The sequence below is a fragment of the Aliivibrio thorii genome, assembly GCF_057368585.1.
The window spans coordinates 1,392,650-1,408,914 of sequence record NZ_CM170654.1 but is presented as its reverse complement, the minus strand read 5'-3'; the positions used below and the strand labels follow the sequence as shown (position 1 = coordinate 1,408,914).

General features: G+C 38.8%; 18 protein-coding genes. 3 read left to right on the top strand and 15 right to left on the bottom strand.

Annotation, left to right across the window (positions count from 1 at the left end):
* Positions 1–312 precede the first annotated feature (312 nt).
* From pcp to AC2IP4_RS06315, 4 genes are all read right to left on the bottom strand, one after another.
* The gene (gene pcp, locus AC2IP4_RS06330) at positions 313–951 is read right to left on the bottom strand and encodes a pyroglutamyl-peptidase I (protein WP_375322495.1); all 639 of its coding nucleotides are present in this window, start codon (positions 949–951) and stop codon (positions 313–315) included.
* Between the two features lie 9 nt (positions 952–960).
* Entirely contained in the window at positions 961–1,866 is a 906-nt protein-coding gene (locus AC2IP4_RS06325; protein ID WP_375322496.1) for a DUF979 domain-containing protein, read from the bottom strand.
* Entirely contained in the window at positions 1,860–2,549 is a 690-nt protein-coding gene (locus AC2IP4_RS06320) for a DUF969 domain-containing protein (RefSeq protein ID WP_122034627.1), read from the bottom strand. Before AC2IP4_RS06320 ends, AC2IP4_RS06325 begins: the two co-directional genes overlap by 7 nt.
* A 213-nt stretch (positions 2,550–2,762) precedes the next feature.
* The gene (locus AC2IP4_RS06315) at positions 2,763–3,896 is read right to left on the bottom strand and encodes an NRAMP family divalent metal transporter (protein ID WP_486317129.1); all 1,134 of its coding nucleotides are present in this window, start codon (positions 3,894–3,896) and stop codon (positions 2,763–2,765) included.
* A 131-nt stretch (positions 3,897–4,027) separates the two neighbouring features.
* On the opposite strand from AC2IP4_RS06315, the gene AC2IP4_RS06310 reads away from it, so the two are divergent.
* Positions 4,028–4,618, top strand: coding sequence for a substrate-binding domain-containing protein (locus AC2IP4_RS06310; protein WP_486306509.1), 591 nt, complete (start codon positions 4,028–4,030; stop codon positions 4,616–4,618).
* A 100-nt stretch (positions 4,619–4,718) separates the two neighbouring features.
* On the opposite strand, the gene AC2IP4_RS06305 is transcribed toward AC2IP4_RS06310, so the two are convergent.
* Positions 4,719–5,069 carry a hypothetical protein gene (locus AC2IP4_RS06305; RefSeq protein WP_061002434.1) on the bottom strand — a complete coding sequence of 117 codons (351 nt, stop codon included), beginning with the start codon at positions 5,067–5,069 and terminating at the stop codon, positions 4,719–4,721.
* Between the two features lie 63 nt (positions 5,070–5,132).
* Complete coding sequence (locus AC2IP4_RS06300) at positions 5,133–5,663, bottom strand: GNAT family N-acetyltransferase (RefSeq protein ID WP_375322499.1); 531 nt, start codon at positions 5,661–5,663, stop codon at positions 5,133–5,135.
* Positions 5,664–5,837: 174 nt separating this feature from the next.
* Here AC2IP4_RS06300 and AC2IP4_RS06295 point away from each other — a divergent pair, with 174 nt between their 5' ends.
* On the top strand, positions 5,838–7,031 hold the full coding sequence (locus AC2IP4_RS06295) for an ISL3 family transposase (RefSeq protein WP_375320385.1): 1,194 nt from the start codon (positions 5,838–5,840) through the stop codon (positions 7,029–7,031).
* 89 nt (positions 7,032–7,120) lie between these two features.
* Here the strand turns inward: AC2IP4_RS06295 and ltrA are convergent, their stop codons facing one another.
* Together ltrA and AC2IP4_RS06285 are read right to left on the bottom strand one after the other, a co-directional pair.
* Positions 7,121–8,356, bottom strand: coding sequence for a group II intron reverse transcriptase/maturase (ltrA, locus tag AC2IP4_RS06290; protein WP_375321735.1), 1,236 nt, complete (start codon positions 8,354–8,356; stop codon positions 7,121–7,123).
* A gap of 862 nt (positions 8,357–9,218) precedes the next feature.
* Positions 9,219–11,471 carry a peptidase U32 family protein gene (locus AC2IP4_RS06285; RefSeq protein WP_486306510.1) on the bottom strand — a complete coding sequence of 751 codons (2,253 nt, stop codon included), beginning with the start codon at positions 11,469–11,471 and terminating at the stop codon, positions 9,219–9,221.
* 181 nt (positions 11,472–11,652) lie between these two features.
* Between AC2IP4_RS06285 and AC2IP4_RS06280 the strand changes: the two genes are divergently transcribed.
* Entirely contained in the window at positions 11,653–12,300 is a 648-nt protein-coding gene (locus AC2IP4_RS06280) for a glutathione S-transferase (RefSeq protein WP_486306511.1), read from the top strand.
* Here AC2IP4_RS06280 and AC2IP4_RS06275 read toward each other — a convergent pair.
* The 7 genes from AC2IP4_RS06275 to AC2IP4_RS06245 all read right to left on the bottom strand — a co-directional run bounded on the left by AC2IP4_RS06275 (position 12,297) and on the right by AC2IP4_RS06245 (position 16,162).
* Positions 12,297–12,761, bottom strand: a complete 465-nt coding sequence (locus AC2IP4_RS06275; protein ID WP_105054804.1) for a GNAT family N-acetyltransferase — start codon at positions 12,759–12,761, stop codon at positions 12,297–12,299. The genes AC2IP4_RS06280 and AC2IP4_RS06275 overlap by 4 nt on opposite strands.
* A gap of 108 nt (positions 12,762–12,869) precedes the next feature.
* Positions 12,870–13,310 (bottom strand): GNAT family N-acetyltransferase, encoded by a 441-nt coding sequence (locus AC2IP4_RS06270; protein ID WP_486310687.1) that lies wholly within the window; start codon positions 13,308–13,310, stop codon positions 12,870–12,872.
* Positions 13,307–13,525 carry a DUF6500 family protein gene (locus AC2IP4_RS06265; protein ID WP_105054806.1) on the bottom strand — a complete coding sequence of 73 codons (219 nt, stop codon included), beginning with the start codon at positions 13,523–13,525 and terminating at the stop codon, positions 13,307–13,309. The genes AC2IP4_RS06270 and AC2IP4_RS06265 overlap by 4 nt, the downstream gene beginning before the upstream one ends.
* 17 nt (positions 13,526–13,542) lie before the next feature.
* Complete coding sequence (locus AC2IP4_RS06260; RefSeq protein WP_486310686.1) at positions 13,543–14,388, bottom strand: sulfurtransferase; 846 nt, start codon at positions 14,386–14,388, stop codon at positions 13,543–13,545.
* Positions 14,389–14,412: 24 nt separating this feature from the next.
* A complete protein-coding gene (locus tag AC2IP4_RS06255) occupies positions 14,413–15,201 on the bottom strand; it encodes an SDR family oxidoreductase (protein WP_375322503.1) in 789 nt (262 codons plus the stop codon).
* A gap of 9 nt (positions 15,202–15,210) precedes the next feature.
* A complete protein-coding gene (locus AC2IP4_RS06250; RefSeq protein WP_375322504.1) occupies positions 15,211–15,630 on the bottom strand; it encodes a GNAT family N-acetyltransferase in 420 nt (139 codons plus the stop codon).
* Between the two features lie 85 nt (positions 15,631–15,715).
* Entirely contained in the window at positions 15,716–16,162 is a 447-nt protein-coding gene (locus AC2IP4_RS06245; RefSeq protein WP_486310685.1) for a GNAT family N-acetyltransferase, read from the bottom strand.
* Positions 16,163–16,265 lie beyond the last annotated feature (103 nt).

The window sequence follows — 16,265 nt, the reverse complement described above, 5'->3', positions numbered from 1 at the left end:
TAGCAATGTAAAATTATTAGTGGAGCCTACACCGCCTTTACATTGCATGACTTATTAATGAAACAAATGGTTACATCACGAGTCATACTATCAGCATTGTTAATTAAAAGTGTGTTCTTTTTCACAAACCACTGCGTAAATTGTATTTAATTTATACTAACGATTTCAATAAGATATAAAGCAACATTGCAGCATCAAAAACAGCATCAAGATTTAACATTGGCTACATAAAAAGTAAGTTATTAAAATAAAAAAGCCTAACGATAAAAAGTATCATTAGGCTTTTAATTACTTCATTTTGACTTTTCTAAATCAACAAATGGTTCCGGCACCTTGTTGGATATCTTCATCATTATCAATAATGGCCTGTGCCGCAATAGCTAAGCCCTCTGCTATTTGCTCTAACTTCATTGTTGGTTGAGAGCCATCTACTGATTGTTCTGGCAATAATGGAATATGAATAAACCCATGACGAATATTAGAGCCTTTTAAATAATGTTGAATCCCGTAGAACAGGTGGTTACATACAAAAGTACCTGCGGTATTTGATACTTGAGCTGGGATCCCTTTTTGTTGTATTTCACTCACCATCGCTTTGATTGGTAGTGTCGTAAAATAAGCATCTGGACCCCCCTTTACGACGGGCTCATCAATCACTTGAATGCCATCATTATCAGGGATCCGAAAATCATCGACATTAATCGCAATTCGCTCTGGTGTTATTGCAGCGCGACCCGAAGCTTGACCAACAGTGATCACTGCATAGGGTTGCAGCTCTTCAATCGCCTTTTTTACCGTCTCAATAGATTTATAGCGAACAACTGGTACTTGGCAAATACTGATCTCACCGCCATTAAGTTTACGGCCAGCAATTAATCTCACCGCTTCTAGCGCAGGGTTAATTTTGTCATTACCAAAAGGTTCAAAACCTGTAATTAGAATCTTTTTCATCGTTAACCCCTAAAAGGCACAAAAGTACATAAAGGTAGTGTTAATTAGTAGCATAATAAAACCGGGAATAAACTGAGTGATAATCACTTGGTTTTTATTATCGAGCTCTAACAAAGCGGCAGGTACTACATTAAAATTAGCCGCCATTGGCGTCATTAAGGTTCCACAATAGCCAGAAACCATGCCCAGTACCCCCACTACGATAGGATCTCCCCCCATTTCAACAATTAATAGTGGGATACCAATACCTGCGGTAATAACAGCAAAAGCGGCAAACGCGTTACCCATTACAATGGTGAAAATAGCCATACCAAATGTGTACGCAATCACATAGGCTAAAACGCTACCATGTGGCACGATCTCTTTTACTATTTGTGAAACCGTATCACCTACACCAGCCTGGCCAAATAAATAGCCTAATGCCGCTAAGAATTGCGATAAAATCGCTGCCCAGCCAATAGTATCAATTAATCGACGTCCTTCATGGATACTTTGAACAGGCTTACACTTAGTCAGCCAATTAGCGACAAACAATGAAAGAACAGAGCTTATCCCTAAGCCAATAAGTGCACTTTCCCCTGTTACTTGGCTCCATAAAATCGTACCGACAGGAACAATAATCGCCGGAAGAAACAACATGTTCTGTAACGATTTGGCACTGTTTTTTCTAAACTCATTATCACTTGAATTATATGACCCAATACCCATTAAACCCACTGAAGCAATTAACGTCATAATTAAGACTAAAACGCCAACAACCCAATCGGGTAATACGCTGCCTAAACAAAAAGAAACACCATAAGCTAACCAGAAAAGCCCTGTGCCTATTGCTTTTGGGTTCTTTTTATCCATAAAACTTTGAAGAGAAAACGCAATAAGAAGTAAGCCTGTCGCTTGATAAATATACTCTAACATTCTTCTTGCTCCTGCTTACCAGCTTTTGCCAAGCGTGAATCTTCTATCCATGCTCGAACATAAAATACGACACACGAGGCTAAAGCTGTGGGGATTGCCCACATAAACATGTCATTTAAAGCAACACTGTAACCATGCTCTTCAAGCACACCTTTAATTAATAACAAACCGCCAGCACCAATAAAAATTAATTGGCTAAAGAAATTAGCAAAGTTTTCACTCATTGCAGCCAGTGCACGAAGGTGCTGTCTTTCTTTATTCGTTAATGGTTTTCTATTTTTCTCTGCCGCCGCCTCTGCCATTGGAGCAACTAAAGGACGGATCATCGATGGGTGCCCCCCCAAATTTAAACCTAATGCATTCGTTACTTTACGCAGCAATAAATACGTAAACATAACTCGGCCAGCAGAGGCTTGTTTGATTGAACCAATCAGTGTTTCTGCGCGTTCCCTTAAGCCAAATCGTTCTAATACACCAATCATAGGCAATACTAGAATAAATAAGGACATGTAGCGGTTTTGAGTAAATGATGCACCTAGAATGGATAAGATCTCAATAAAATCAATCTTTGCAACTAACCCTGTCACTATCCCTGCGGTTAAAATAACCAATAGTGTATTTAAACGTAAAGCGAGCCCAAGAGTAATTATCACCACTCCAATCAACGGCCAGAAATCAATCATCATATATCCTTATTTGTTTTATCTCAGCCTTACATCATGATGGGCTGATACTTATAAATCTCACATTGCGTTAAAACCTATGAGGCCCTAACACGTCGGTAAACATATTAGGGCCTGCGATTTAGTATATTTAAAATCAAGCAGATAAAAAGCCATTATCTGAATAATAATTCTAAAATATAACTATATTCTCAATATTACTCGCCAACTTGATTAAAAAAACATCACATATAAGGTGTATATACTCATAAGAGCCATCATTGCAGTGATTAACCAGCCAAAGACTGACATCCAAACTGGGTGCTTATAATCACCAACAATTGATGATTTGGTTGCCGCAATCAACATAAGCCCTAATGTGACTGGTAGGATAAACCCATTTAAAGCTCCAGCAACAATCAGTAGCATCACTGGCTTACCAATAAAGCAGAATATAAATGTTGATACGACAATAAACCCAATAATAAATCGACGTGAATGTAACTCAATAATTGGATGTAATGTCTTTAAGAATGATACTGAGGTATACGCCGCACCAATAACAGAAGTGATCGCAGCTGCCCAAAGCACTAAACCAAAGATCTTGTAACCCACATTGCCCGCTGCGTATTTAAACATTGATGCTGGAGGGTTTGTTGGATCTAAGGTAACCCCAGAGCTAATAACACCCAATGCAGCCAGAAATAGGATCACACGAACAACTGACGCTAAACTGATGGCTGAAACTGACCCTCGGTTAACTTGTGGTAGTGCTTCTTGACCCGTTACACCCGCATCAATCAAACGGTGAGCACCTGCAAAAGTAATATAACCGCCAACGGTTCCCCCTACCAAAGTTATAATGGCTAACACATTCAGTTTTTCTGGCCATACCGCTCGATATAACGCTTCCCCTACTGGTGGCGAAGTCGAAAATAAGACATATAAAGTCATCGCTATCAATGCAGCCCCCATGACTATGGTAAAGCGATCCATTACTTTAGCGGCATCTTTCAACATGAAGATAGCAACGGCAACTACCGCACTGATAGCAGCTCCTGCGATTGGCGTGATGCTTGGAAATAATACGTTCATTCCCATTCCTGCACCGCCGATATTACCGATATTAAAAGCTAAACCACCAATGGCAACCATTCCTGTAATCACATAACCAAGCCCAGGTAAAATATCGTTCGCAATATCTTGTGCTCGTTTTTTAGAAACAACGATAATTCGCCAAATATTAAGCTGAGCACCAATATCTAAGATGATAGAAATAAGAATAACAAAGGCAAAGCTTGCACCTAACGTTTGAGTAAACACGGTAGTTTGAGTTAAAAATCCTGGGCCTACTGCTGAGGTCGCCATTAAAAAAGCAGCCCCCATAATCAATGACCAACTAAAGCCCGAGCGCGCCGCTGGTTTTCCTTCTTCATGCGCTGGCTAATAATTCAGAGGCTATTTCTGGGATATTACGGATTGGAGTATCAGAAACAATAGTGCATACATGGTTACCACAGTATCTTTCTTTAATTCACCAAAACTTACCTCATTTAGAGGTTGAGCTTATCGTGGATGCAACGATCAATCTTAGAAAAGAACTGTTAGCTCGCAACATTGATATTGCGATTTTATTAGGAGACGTTGTTGAACCGAATGTGGTTAGCCAACATATTTGTGATTATTCTTTACACTGGGTCGCAAGCCCAACAATACAGCGAACGTCATTGCATGCAACGACCAACTTCTCTCATTGGCCAATCATTACTTATGCACGAAATACAGCGCCGTATCATGAGGTTGAACGTTATTTTACACAACATAACAATCAACCCACGCGATTCTATTCTGCAAGTTCACTCTCTGCCAGTATTCGCTTAGCCGAAAGTGGCGTCGGTATTGCAATGTTACCTAAAGAAGTCATTACCGATGCCCTTAACAATAAAACATTAAAGATCATTAATACTGATTGGACACCAAGCCCGTTGCAATTTTCAGTGGCTTATTTAGATACACCGATTAACTTAATGACGATTGAAGCAATGAAGCTCACTTTTGAGGCCGCAAAACAATATAAAGCCTTCTGTTAATCGATGAATTCTGACGCATTCACTCCTACAGCGGGGTATAGCAATTTGAATAAATTATCGTTCAGAACCGTTTAATAAAAATCAAATATTTATAAGTCGATTACAATCCGAAACCGATTTTAGGTTGACGACGAACAGAGCGAACGCCCCATGGACCTAGATCTGGTTTTGGTTGACCTTCAAAGTCACCAAGACAGATATAGCCTTTAGACAGGTAACGGAACAAGAAGTCACCGCCATCTAGAGAACCTGTTTTATCATCACCGAAAGGTAAATGAATACGCTCAACACGAAGATCTTGTGCTTTCTTGAATGCAGGATAAGCCGTTGAGTTAATTTGGTATGCATCTAAGTTTTTCAGTAACGCTTTATCTGACATCTTTGCTTTCATACGCGCAAAGATCATTATTAGACGTTTCTGTTTTTCAGAAGAGACGATGATCATTTCCATTATAGGAATTCCTTTGAAACAAGAAAGTATATAGCAACCCCTGCTTTAGAGCTATATCTCACTCTATATCACTGTCGACAACAGCTTAATTACGCAGCGATATTCATAACAATCAATAATTTCACCATCCACAATAGTAAATTCAGGCTTAAATCCGACTTGTTTAAAACCATTTTTACTTAGCACCCTTTGTGAGGCTAAATTATCTGTTGCTGCAGTAGCAATTAACTGACTCAGCGCTAATGTCTCTCTGGCAACCTTAATCAATACTTTCGTTGCATAAGTAGCGAGTCCTTGAGAAACAAACTCTTCACCAATTCGATAACCAATAAAGCCTGATTCTTTTTCTCTGTTAATATTATAAAGATTGGCTCGACCACAAATAGTTCCTTGAGCATTCTTCAATATCATTGGGTAAATCCTGTCTTTTTCATATTCCGAGAGATAAAAATCGATATGATCTTTGATCCCTTCTTCACTGAAAAAATCTTCATCTCGCGCTTCAATGAATGATTCAAACCATTCTTGATTGACCAATTCAAACTCTAATAACGCTTCTGCATCTTCTGTTTTGAGTAGTTGTAGTGTCACCATAGCCAATTCCTCTCATTGTTTATAATTGCACTTCTGCTATACCAAACTCATATTTATTATTGAATTATAGACAAAAAAAAGGTTCATCGCAGATTAGCGGGAATTGAAAACAAAAACGGCAGTTAGTGGTAAAGTTACATCGCCAAACACAACTTTTCATAAACTGCCGTTTTCATGCCAAATAATACTTTTTTATCATCATTCTGGAAAGGTTTTCAGATCGTAAAATCTCATAAAACTGATTCATTAATCTCTATAACCTTAAAGCCTGATTCCCCAGCATTCTGCTCTTGCGGGCGACTCTCTGAATTTACTCACGATACTCAGTGGCGAACTATTAAAGACGCTATGATATTAGGAACTCCAGTTGAACTTTTGATTCAGACTAGGCGCATTACATGTTCGCTATGTGGTACAAAAACGGAAGCAATATCTTGGCTTAAACCATACTCACGCCTGACTAATCGATTGATAGAATATATTGAACAACTGCTGCCTTTGCTGCCGATTAAACATATTTCAGAACTGACTGGAGTACATTGGCACACGATAAAGAACATTGATAAACAACGACTTAAACGAGTTATCCCTGACATACCATGGGATAAATTACGTCAACTAGTGATGGATGAGTTTGCCATATTTAAAGGACATCGATATGCAACAGTGATTGCCGATGCGCAGACACATCAAGTGCTTTGGATTGGTTTAGGTAGAAGCCGAACTGATATCAGGCCTTTCTTTGAAGAGCTTGGTGAGCATGCCGAAAATATCGAAGCAGTAGCTATGGATATGAATACAGCTTTCGATCTCGAAGTGAAAGCTCATTGCCCTAATGCGCGTATTGTATACGATCTTTTTCATGTGGTAGCCAAATATGGACGAGAGGTAATGGATAGAGTTAGGGTAGATCAAGCGAATCAACTCAAAGAAGACAAAAAAGCTCGTCGTTGGATTAAGCGTTCACGCTGGATCCTTTTGAAAAATAGAGACAACCTAGACGCAAATCAACAGAGTTATCTAGATGAAATACTTTCGGTAAACCACGATTTAATGGTGACTCATTTGCTAGGAGAGCAATTAAAAGAGCTCTGGTATTGTGATTCAGAAACGCAGGCAATAGAACTATGGGATGTATGGTGGCAACAGGTAAATGAGAGTGGGATCCAACCATTAATCAGTTTTGCACGAAAGTTAAAACCATACCTTCACGGAATTGTTAGTTCGGCTTTATATCGATTAAATACATGTACACTGGAAGGAATAAATAACAAAATTAAGCTGATCAAAAGAATGGGGTATGGCTACAGAGATACAGACTATTTCTTTATGAAGATAAAAGCGGCTTTCCCCGGAAAGCCGCGATGAACCATCGAGTAGGGTGAGGCTTTTGCCTCATCCCTCTCACAGAACCGTACGTACGGACCTCGTATACGGCTCCTGCAATTTACTATTTCTTAATAAAAAGAAGCGAGTACACCTGTTTTAACTTCGTCTATTGAATACAAGCCTAGATTTTTGAACCACTGATTAGGCATCGCATAGCTTGCTAACGGACTCGCACTGTTTCGCCATGAGTCCATTTTTATGGACTTAAATGGCGGTTTGTACTTTAGTTGCTTAAGACGACGATGCAATCTGCACGGCTTCTTCCATAAACTCATTTGTACCGCTCGCAATCTCCGCCTTATCCAAGCCGCAAGGCTTTTCAGTGTGCTCGTAATATTGGCTATTTTGAAGTAGTTTACAAACCCTCTGAGCACTGGATTCAGTTGCTTTAGCACTCTCGCTAAATTCAATCCTCCATTACGCTTGGTGAGTTGCCTTACTTTCGCTTTTAATGTTTTGAGCTTCTTTTCTTGAATTGCCGTGTAATTTGTAAAAATTTCCACTCCCAAGAATTTAATACCTGTATCGCTATGTGCTATATGGGTTTTCCGCTCATTCACTTTAAGTTTTAGCGTTACTTCTAAAATATGGCTAGCTACTTTTAATGCATTCTCTGCACCCTTTTTCGAGGTGCAGAATATCAAAATGTCATCCGCGTATCGCACTATTCGATGCTTACGCCTCATCATTTCTTGATCGAATTCATCTAAGTAGATATTAGCAAGTAGTGGACTAATCACCCCACCTTGTGGACTGCCTATTACACTATTCTGCCAGTTTTCACCAACCATGACTCCACTTTTTAGAAATTGACGGATCAAGCCTAAGATACTGCCATCCACGATGCGCTTTCGCACGAACTTGATTATCAGATCGTGGTCAAGCATGTCAAAACATTTAGACAGATCCATATCAACAACATGCCGCTTATTATATTTACGTATAAAGAGTGTAGCTTTGCTGATGGCTTGATGACAGCTTCGCCCAACCCGATATCCATAACTGGATGGATGAAAGTTTGGGTCAAATATGGGAGTCATTATATTCGTTAAACATTGTTGAACAATTCGGTCTCGAACTGTGGGGATCCCCAATAACCTGATACCGCCATCGTCTTTGGCGATCTCAACTCGTTTTACGGGCCGCGCTTGATAGCGCTTTTCTTGTAGTTCAAGTAATAGTTTTCTGAGCTCTACTTCCAAATTTTGTGTGAAATCATCGATACGCTGCCCGTCAATACCAGCTGCGCCTCCATTCTTTCTCACTTGTTTGTATGCCACGTAAAGCGCTTGCAGTGATAGCATGCGCCCGTAAAGGCTATAGTGTACTCTCAAATTATTATCTCACATCACCTGCTGCTGACTTTATTTATGTTGGTTAGGTTTATTTCGTTGTCGCGTTAAGTTTTCTAGCAAGGCTACGCCCTTTTATTCGCAATATGCTTAACCGCCTCTATGCCTCTAGTAAAGAGAAACACTTACTCCCCGTGTCCAGTTCTATTCACAGCTTTAGTATCACCCTTAGCCATTAAAATAGAGACTTTACCTTATTTGGTAATTCGTGAACCCATCATAAATTACGTCACTTTAAGGTAATTTATAAATCACTTCCCCCCTTCGCAATCAATAAGTGCTTTTGGCTCAAATTGACTCTATCAGATATATTACTGATAGTCGGCTTGGTTTTGTCCTCCACACCATCACTGGCTTTCACAGGCCTAGCCTTACTCACTACTACGGGTTCATCTGCCACCTCACATCGGCATTAGATCTTGAGTTTCTTCTTGAATCTAAGCCACTTACTGACAATTAAGTTTAGATGCCAGGCTTCCCCAGTTATTGCACTGACTCCCTGTTAGATATGCCACCCTCAAGCACAGAATTGGTCTGACTAAGTATTGGGCTTCGCGCTATTTTGGACGCTTACCCACCAATCCCGCCGAAACAGGTTACGGTTAGTTGTGTACATCTAACTTCCTATGGCTTCCTTCAGACCTCACCGTTAGCCAGTGACGCCCTTGCCATTCAGATTGTCTTCCCCTTAGTCGGGGTGACTCTGCTATCTTGCAAGCAGACGGGTTTGCCAGCTTTGCTGGGCAAACAAAAAAAAGCCGCGATACGTAATCACGGCTTTATATTTTTCGGTAATATTAGTTAAGCGTCAATCTTACAGACCTTGTTGATATTGGTCATTAGTATTGATTGGAACCATGGTGAATAGTTCTTCTTGTACACTTACATCGCCATTGATCAGTTTCTCAAAATGCGTAACCAACTCAACTTTATCGGCTTGCTCTTTAGAGCCCCCACCGATATTGGTTAAATCAATGAAGAATTCATCAAATAGATCAGAGAAATCTGTCACGATATCCATATTCAAGAACTGTTCGTGATTATAGATGCTTGGGTAACCACCTTTTTGCTTATCAACCGCGAATGAAATGCCTTTCACATTGGTAATTGTGGTCGCTTTCTCACACTTCAGCATACAACCCGCTTCAATCGCTGGTTTGTTACAACCTACGGTTTGTTGGAAGAAGCACTGACGACTTGTCATCATTAAAATTGGGTGATAAATACTGTACGCCAATTTGAAGTTCTCAGGACGACGAATATGTTTCATCTGGCCTTTATTGATCTCATTTGAAATAAACGCACCTGCACAATTTAGTGTTTCTTTCATTGTCACTAAAGCGTGTGAGTTCGTTGTATTTAAGAATGGACCTGCAACCCATTCAATGCCCATTTCAAAAGCTTTGTAAGCAATACCTGTGTTATTGGTTACGATACGAGCTGGTTTTACTTCTTCAAGTACTTTTACTGCTTCATCGTAATCTTTACCAATAAGAACCGCAGGGAACCATGGGATCAAACGTGGGTTCTCTAAGAAGATATTAATGTACTTACGATCACGCTTCTTAAAGCTTTCTGGTAACTTGAAGTAAATATCAGCATCAGTAGCATCACATACATTTAAGTCAGCAACATCAGCAATAAGCATAGATAGCTTAGGCTTCTCTTCCACTTTTGGATATACTGGCAATGCAGCAACTTCAGTATGTTTAATCACTTCTTTAGAACCATTCATCAAGAAAGCAACTTGATCTTTAAGTTCTGTAAGCTCACGGAATGGAACCGCTAAGTTCTCCCCTAGCTCAGAGAAATCATAACCTAGTAGTTCATAGTTAGGATTGATTACGCCTTTAAAGCGTTTTTCTAACTCTTTTGAAGTGATCGCTTTTTGACCCGCTTCGCTTAGTAATGATGTTGATTTCACTTCAAACGTGTCTTGAGCTTCATCTTTTGGTGTAACAGTCACCGTTAGTGGCTCACCTAATGCGGCTTTGAAAGCAATAGTAACCGCAATTTTATCGATGCTTAGCGATTTCACTTTTTCTTCTAGTGTCGCGCCAATTGCATTTTTATCTGTATATAGATCTTGTTTTACATCTTGGATCTGTACCACATCAATCGCATTACTCTTTTCAACCGCGTAATTCACACTGTTGTCACGAGGGTTATCGATAAACATGTCTTTAGTTAAATTGCCTTTTAAAAACTTGTTGGTTAAACCACGGTTAAACACTTTATGTAGATTTGAGTCATCTTCATATAGCTCGCCCGTCTCAACAAATTTATTGATATTTTTACGCCAGTTTTCAACCACGGTATATACGTAGTGAGCGCCTTTAATACGGCCTTCAATTTTTAATGAATCGACTTTTGCATCAACTAATTCAGGAAGATCAAAATACGCTGAGTTATCTTTTAAGTTTAATGGGTACTTAGTGCCAACATTTGTTACTTCGTATTCATCACGACACGCTTGGCTACAACGACCACGGTTACCTGAGTTACCTACACTTACTGAGCTTGAGTAACATTGACCAGAGAATGCAATACACAAAGAGCCATGCACAAACACTTCTGTCAGCATGTCATGTTCATGAGCAACCGCTGTCATTTCTTTAATTTCATCAATGTTCAATTCACGAGATAAGTTAACGCGAGATGCTCCAACTTTACTTAAGAACTTTAATTGGCCTTCATTGTGTGTTGTTAGCTGAGTAGAAGCATGAACATCCAACGTTGGGAAATACTTTTTGATTAGATTAAAAACACCTAAATCTTGCACGATAATGCCATCAACAGTTGTATTCACTAACTGATTCAGTACTTTAACTAATGATTTGATTTCATGCTCTAAAATAACAACGTTTAAAGTCAGAAATACTTCACAACCGTACTCATGAGCTAATCGCAATACGCCATTTAACTCATCAAATGAAAGATTGGATGCGCGGTTACGGGCATTAAAGATATCTAGGCCACAGTAAACAGCATTTGCCCCAGCAACGATGGCCGCTTTAATCGCTTCAACATCACCACCAGGTGCCAATAATTCAAGTTTTCTACTCATTATGAAATTGCTCGCTTCGGTTTTTATGTAATAATTTTTTTGAGGGGGCATTCTACTCGCCTCACGCTTTCATTACCACTTATTCGGCTTTTATTGATCCAGATCATGAATAAATAAAGGTGAATCCCATTATTTATTCAGTTACCATCCTCTTATTGCCCTCTATTTTGAGTATTTTATCATGACAACGCCGATCCTTTATTCATTACGACAATGCCCTTATGCAATGCGTAGCCGTCTCGCTATTTTGCATGCCCAGCAAACTGTGGTGCTGCGTGATATTGATATGAACAATAAACCTGAAGAAATGTTGTCGATTTCACCAAAAGGGACGGTTCCTGTATTACGATTAAGTGATGGCTTAGTAATAGATGAAAGTATTGATGTAATGGTATGGGCGCTTACTCAATCAGATCCTAATAATTTGCTCTATTCTCACGATAAAAATAGCTTGATTGCCATGCTTGAATTAATAAAAAATAATGACATCAATTTTGTAGGGGCATTACAAAAATATCGCGCAGCTTCTCGCTACCATGATAATAATGAAACAGAATTCCGTGATATGTGTTGCGAGTGGTTGAGAGAAATAGAACTGCGCTTATCTCAGCACGCTTACATTATGGGAGAAACACCAAGTCTGGTTGATTACGCTATCTTACCATTCATTCGTCAGTTTTCACGAGTAGATAAGAAATGGTATGCGCAAGCGCCTTTTCCTTATTTACGTTCATGGCTAGTCAATCATTACAATGATTCCACATTCTCAAAAGCAATGGTTAGTTATCCGAAATGGTCAATAGATTCTGACCCTATCATATTTGGTTAATAGCCCATATAACCATTAAAACAAAGTGATCGTTCCATATCGACGAAATGCTTATCTTCATTCACAATTTGATAGCCTAAAGATAAGTAAAAGTCGATCACCTGTTGATTCGATTTAAACGCAGAAAGGCAGCATTTAGTTACCTTGTCACTATAATGACGTTGGTAATATTTCATAACTGCAGAACCCACTCCTTTCTTCTGATATTTATCAAAAATAATCAACAGATGAATATGAACACTCGCTTCTTCTTGTTTAGTACAAATAAAACCTAAGCGCTCTCCATTAAACATGATCCATTCGAACCATTCTTTTTTATATGCGCTTGTGAAACGCTGAATTTGATACTCTTCATCCCAACCAAAGCTGACTTCAACTGCAGGATAGATATATCTTTTATAGATCGGAAACAATGATGGATATTCACACGTTGTCACTTTTTGAAAGGTGATTCTATCCATCGCTTATCCTTATGCTCTCTGTTTGAACGAGTAACTAATCAATTTTGATTAGGCCTACCTCAATTGTAGACCATAACACCACACTACTTTGAAAGGGGAAGGCTATTATTATGTAGACATATTCTTTTGAAACTTAATCTTACTATTTTCAGAATTGCCTTCATCTTCATATCCTGAAATATGATAACCACTTGAAATAAGAAGTTGTAACATTGCAGGGTAACGATTCATCGATTTAACACTGATCGTTCGGTACCCTTTTTCTTTTACCCATTCTTCTTGGGCGACTCTAAGTTGAGTCGCGATGCCTTTTTTACGGGCATTAGGAATAACGCCACCTAACCAACTGTAGAACTCAGTCCCTGAGAGTTGATAACCCATTTTATACGCAACTGGCAAGCCATTTTCAAATGCAATAAGGATCAGATGCTCTAAACCATTCAATCGCAAAGCCAATTTTTCCTTGGTATTACGATTATCAAATTCAGGGATTTGGCAATCGACACAAACTACATCTTTAATCGTACCTTGACGTATTTCCATCTTCATTGCTTATTCTCTATCATCTTTTTAATCTTAAACGCTTTTTCAAAATGATCTAATTTATGAGTTAAGATCCACCACGTCGCCGCTTCCATCAATACTTCTGGTTCATCATTTTTATTGGCAAAGAAAGCATAAAAAGACAACCCAACATTATCGCCCTTTTGAGCGATTTTCTTATCGCACACTTCAATGATTTTCTTGCGTAAACTGTCTCTCATTAATGGTCCTACTTCTATTACTCAATCGGTAATGTGTGATTAGTTCCCCAATCTGCCCATGAACCATCGTATAAAACAACGTCTTTATAACCAATCGATACCGCAGCAAGCATCAAAATGCATGCAGTGATGCCAGACCCACAACTGAAATACGATTTTGTATCTACTGATGGTACTCTTTCTGAAAAAATAGTTCGTAATGTCTCTTCATCGTGATAAGTATAACTATCTAACAAGATGGAAAACGGGAGGTTTTTCGAACTTGGAATGTGCCCACTACGAACCCCTTCTCGTGGCTCTGGTGCTTTGCCTAAAAAACGCATTTCTGCACGCGCATCTAGAATTGCAACATCACCATTTATCACGCTAAGTACTTCGTCTGATTCACATGCTAAGCCTTTCACTTCTTTTGCTATCGCATTACCCTGTGTAACTGCTGTAGTGTATTCAGAAACCGTTTCTCTTTCTTCTTTTGTCCATTGAGGTAAGCCACCATTCAGAACATAGACATCTTTAAAGCCCATCACTTTAAATGTCCACCACGCCCTAGGAGCAGAATAAATACCTTGGTTATCATAGAGAACAACCACGCTGTCGCTATTAATGCCTAATGCTTGAACAGCTTGAGTAAACTGTTGCTCACTTGGTAGCGCATGACTTTGAGAAGATGAATGGTCACAAAAATCAGCTTCAATATCTAATTTACGAGCTCTTGGTAAACATGAAAATACATCATAAACTAACGGCTCTTTACCGACGACATTCGCCATATAGGCATCAACAATAACTAGATTATCGTCATCAATATGCTCAGCTAACCATGCTGTCGTTACAAGTGGATTAGTGTCTAATAGATTACTCATTATTCTATCCTTAATTAATGTCGTTTAGATGTCATAAGAAATTTGCATCACATCAGGGTAGATAAACTCATAACCCAATGTCTTTTTAATTTTTTCATTACTAATAATTTTAAAAGTTTGAGTTTCTGATTCTATAAATTCCGGAGTGCTCACACCAATGTTTTGAGTTGCTTTGGTATAGAACTCACGTTTACTTGGATGACTATCTGCACATGCATTGAACACTTCACCCCACTTTTTTTGCTTTATAATCTGCGTAATTAACTCAACGCAATCATCCTGATGGATCATATTTACAGGAGCATCTGGATTACTCACAGAACGCCCACTTTTCTGGAAAAATCGTCCCGGATTTCTTTGGTAGCCGACTAAACCACTAAAACGGATCACTGTTGTTGTGAATGCTGGCGATTGAGTAAATAGTGATTCAATTTGAAATAATACAGAAGATTCAGATGCAACCATTTCCTCTGTTATCACAGCATTGTTATCTGCATATACCGACGTTGAACTAACAAAAACCACCTGTTTAACAGAAGAAGTTTCTAAAACAGAGATCAAAGAACTAAAGCCTGCTTGATTCTTAGACGGAATGGCAATAATTAAAATATCTGAGTCTAAAAATGGTGCCCATGATGACTCCTTTATCTCTCCATCAATATCTAATAAAAATGGAGTGACAGATAAGCATTTCAATGAGCCTATTTTATCTTTGGTGCGAACTGAGCCTTTAACGGCAAAACCATTATTGACCAGGTGCTTTGCTAACGGTAAGCCTAGCCAGCCACAACCTAATATACTGATTGATGTCATGACCTTTCCTTAAAATAACTTCAATTGGCTTTCATCGGATAAAACCCACGCGCTGTTATGTGCTTCAAAACCAATTTTCGGGTAATAACCTTCCGCTTGTGGGGCTGCTAATAAAATCAATTTACAATCAGGAGAAACTTCTTCTTTCGTCACTAAGATTAGATATTTACCAACCCCCATTGATTGAATGCTTTCATCAACGGCCAAATCTGATAGATAGCAACAAAAATTAAAATCAGTAACAGAGCGAGCAACACCGATTAACTCACCATCTCCCCACGCCGTTACTATTAAATTCGAGTTATCAAGCATGGCTTGTATTTTTTCAACATCATCAATTGGACGACGAACACCTAAAGAGGTTTTCTTTAGTAAACGAATAAACTGCTCTGCCGTAATAGGTTCATTGACTTTATAATCGATTTCCATGCTCTCTCCGTCTTATTCCAATCCATATAATTCTTTGATTCTTTGATTCTTTGATTCTTTGATTCTTTACAGACACAATAACAAGTTACTCAACAATATCTAGGGCAAGAACGAGACGATCTTCACCAATATCAAAATAGTCTTGTTCTTCTTCTACTAAGTAAAAGCCATACGATTGATATAAGGCATACGCACCTGTATTTTTAGGACACACCGTTAATAGCAGTCGCTTATATTCTTTGGCATTCTTAATTGCTGTCTCTAGCAGCTTCTTACCTAATCCTTTTCCTTGGGCTTGCTTAGAAACCGCTAAAGACAATACCCACGCATCCCCTATAGACTGGCTCGACGGTACTTGAAGAACATAACCAAATACTTGGGCTTTATCTTTTGCAACTAATAACCCATTTGACCAACAATCAAAGGCTTGCCTAATAAAAAATGAAGGATAGCCATGAGAACCAAAGGCTTCGGTTTCTATTTCATAGATCTTTTTTAAATCGTTTTTTTCTGCTGCTTTGATGCCTATCATTATTATAATTCCCTTACTAGCATGTAAATCACACTATGAATGTACTTTTTTTTATAATTTATACTCTTTGAAACAACTCGCATAGTTAAAAGTGATTTATAAC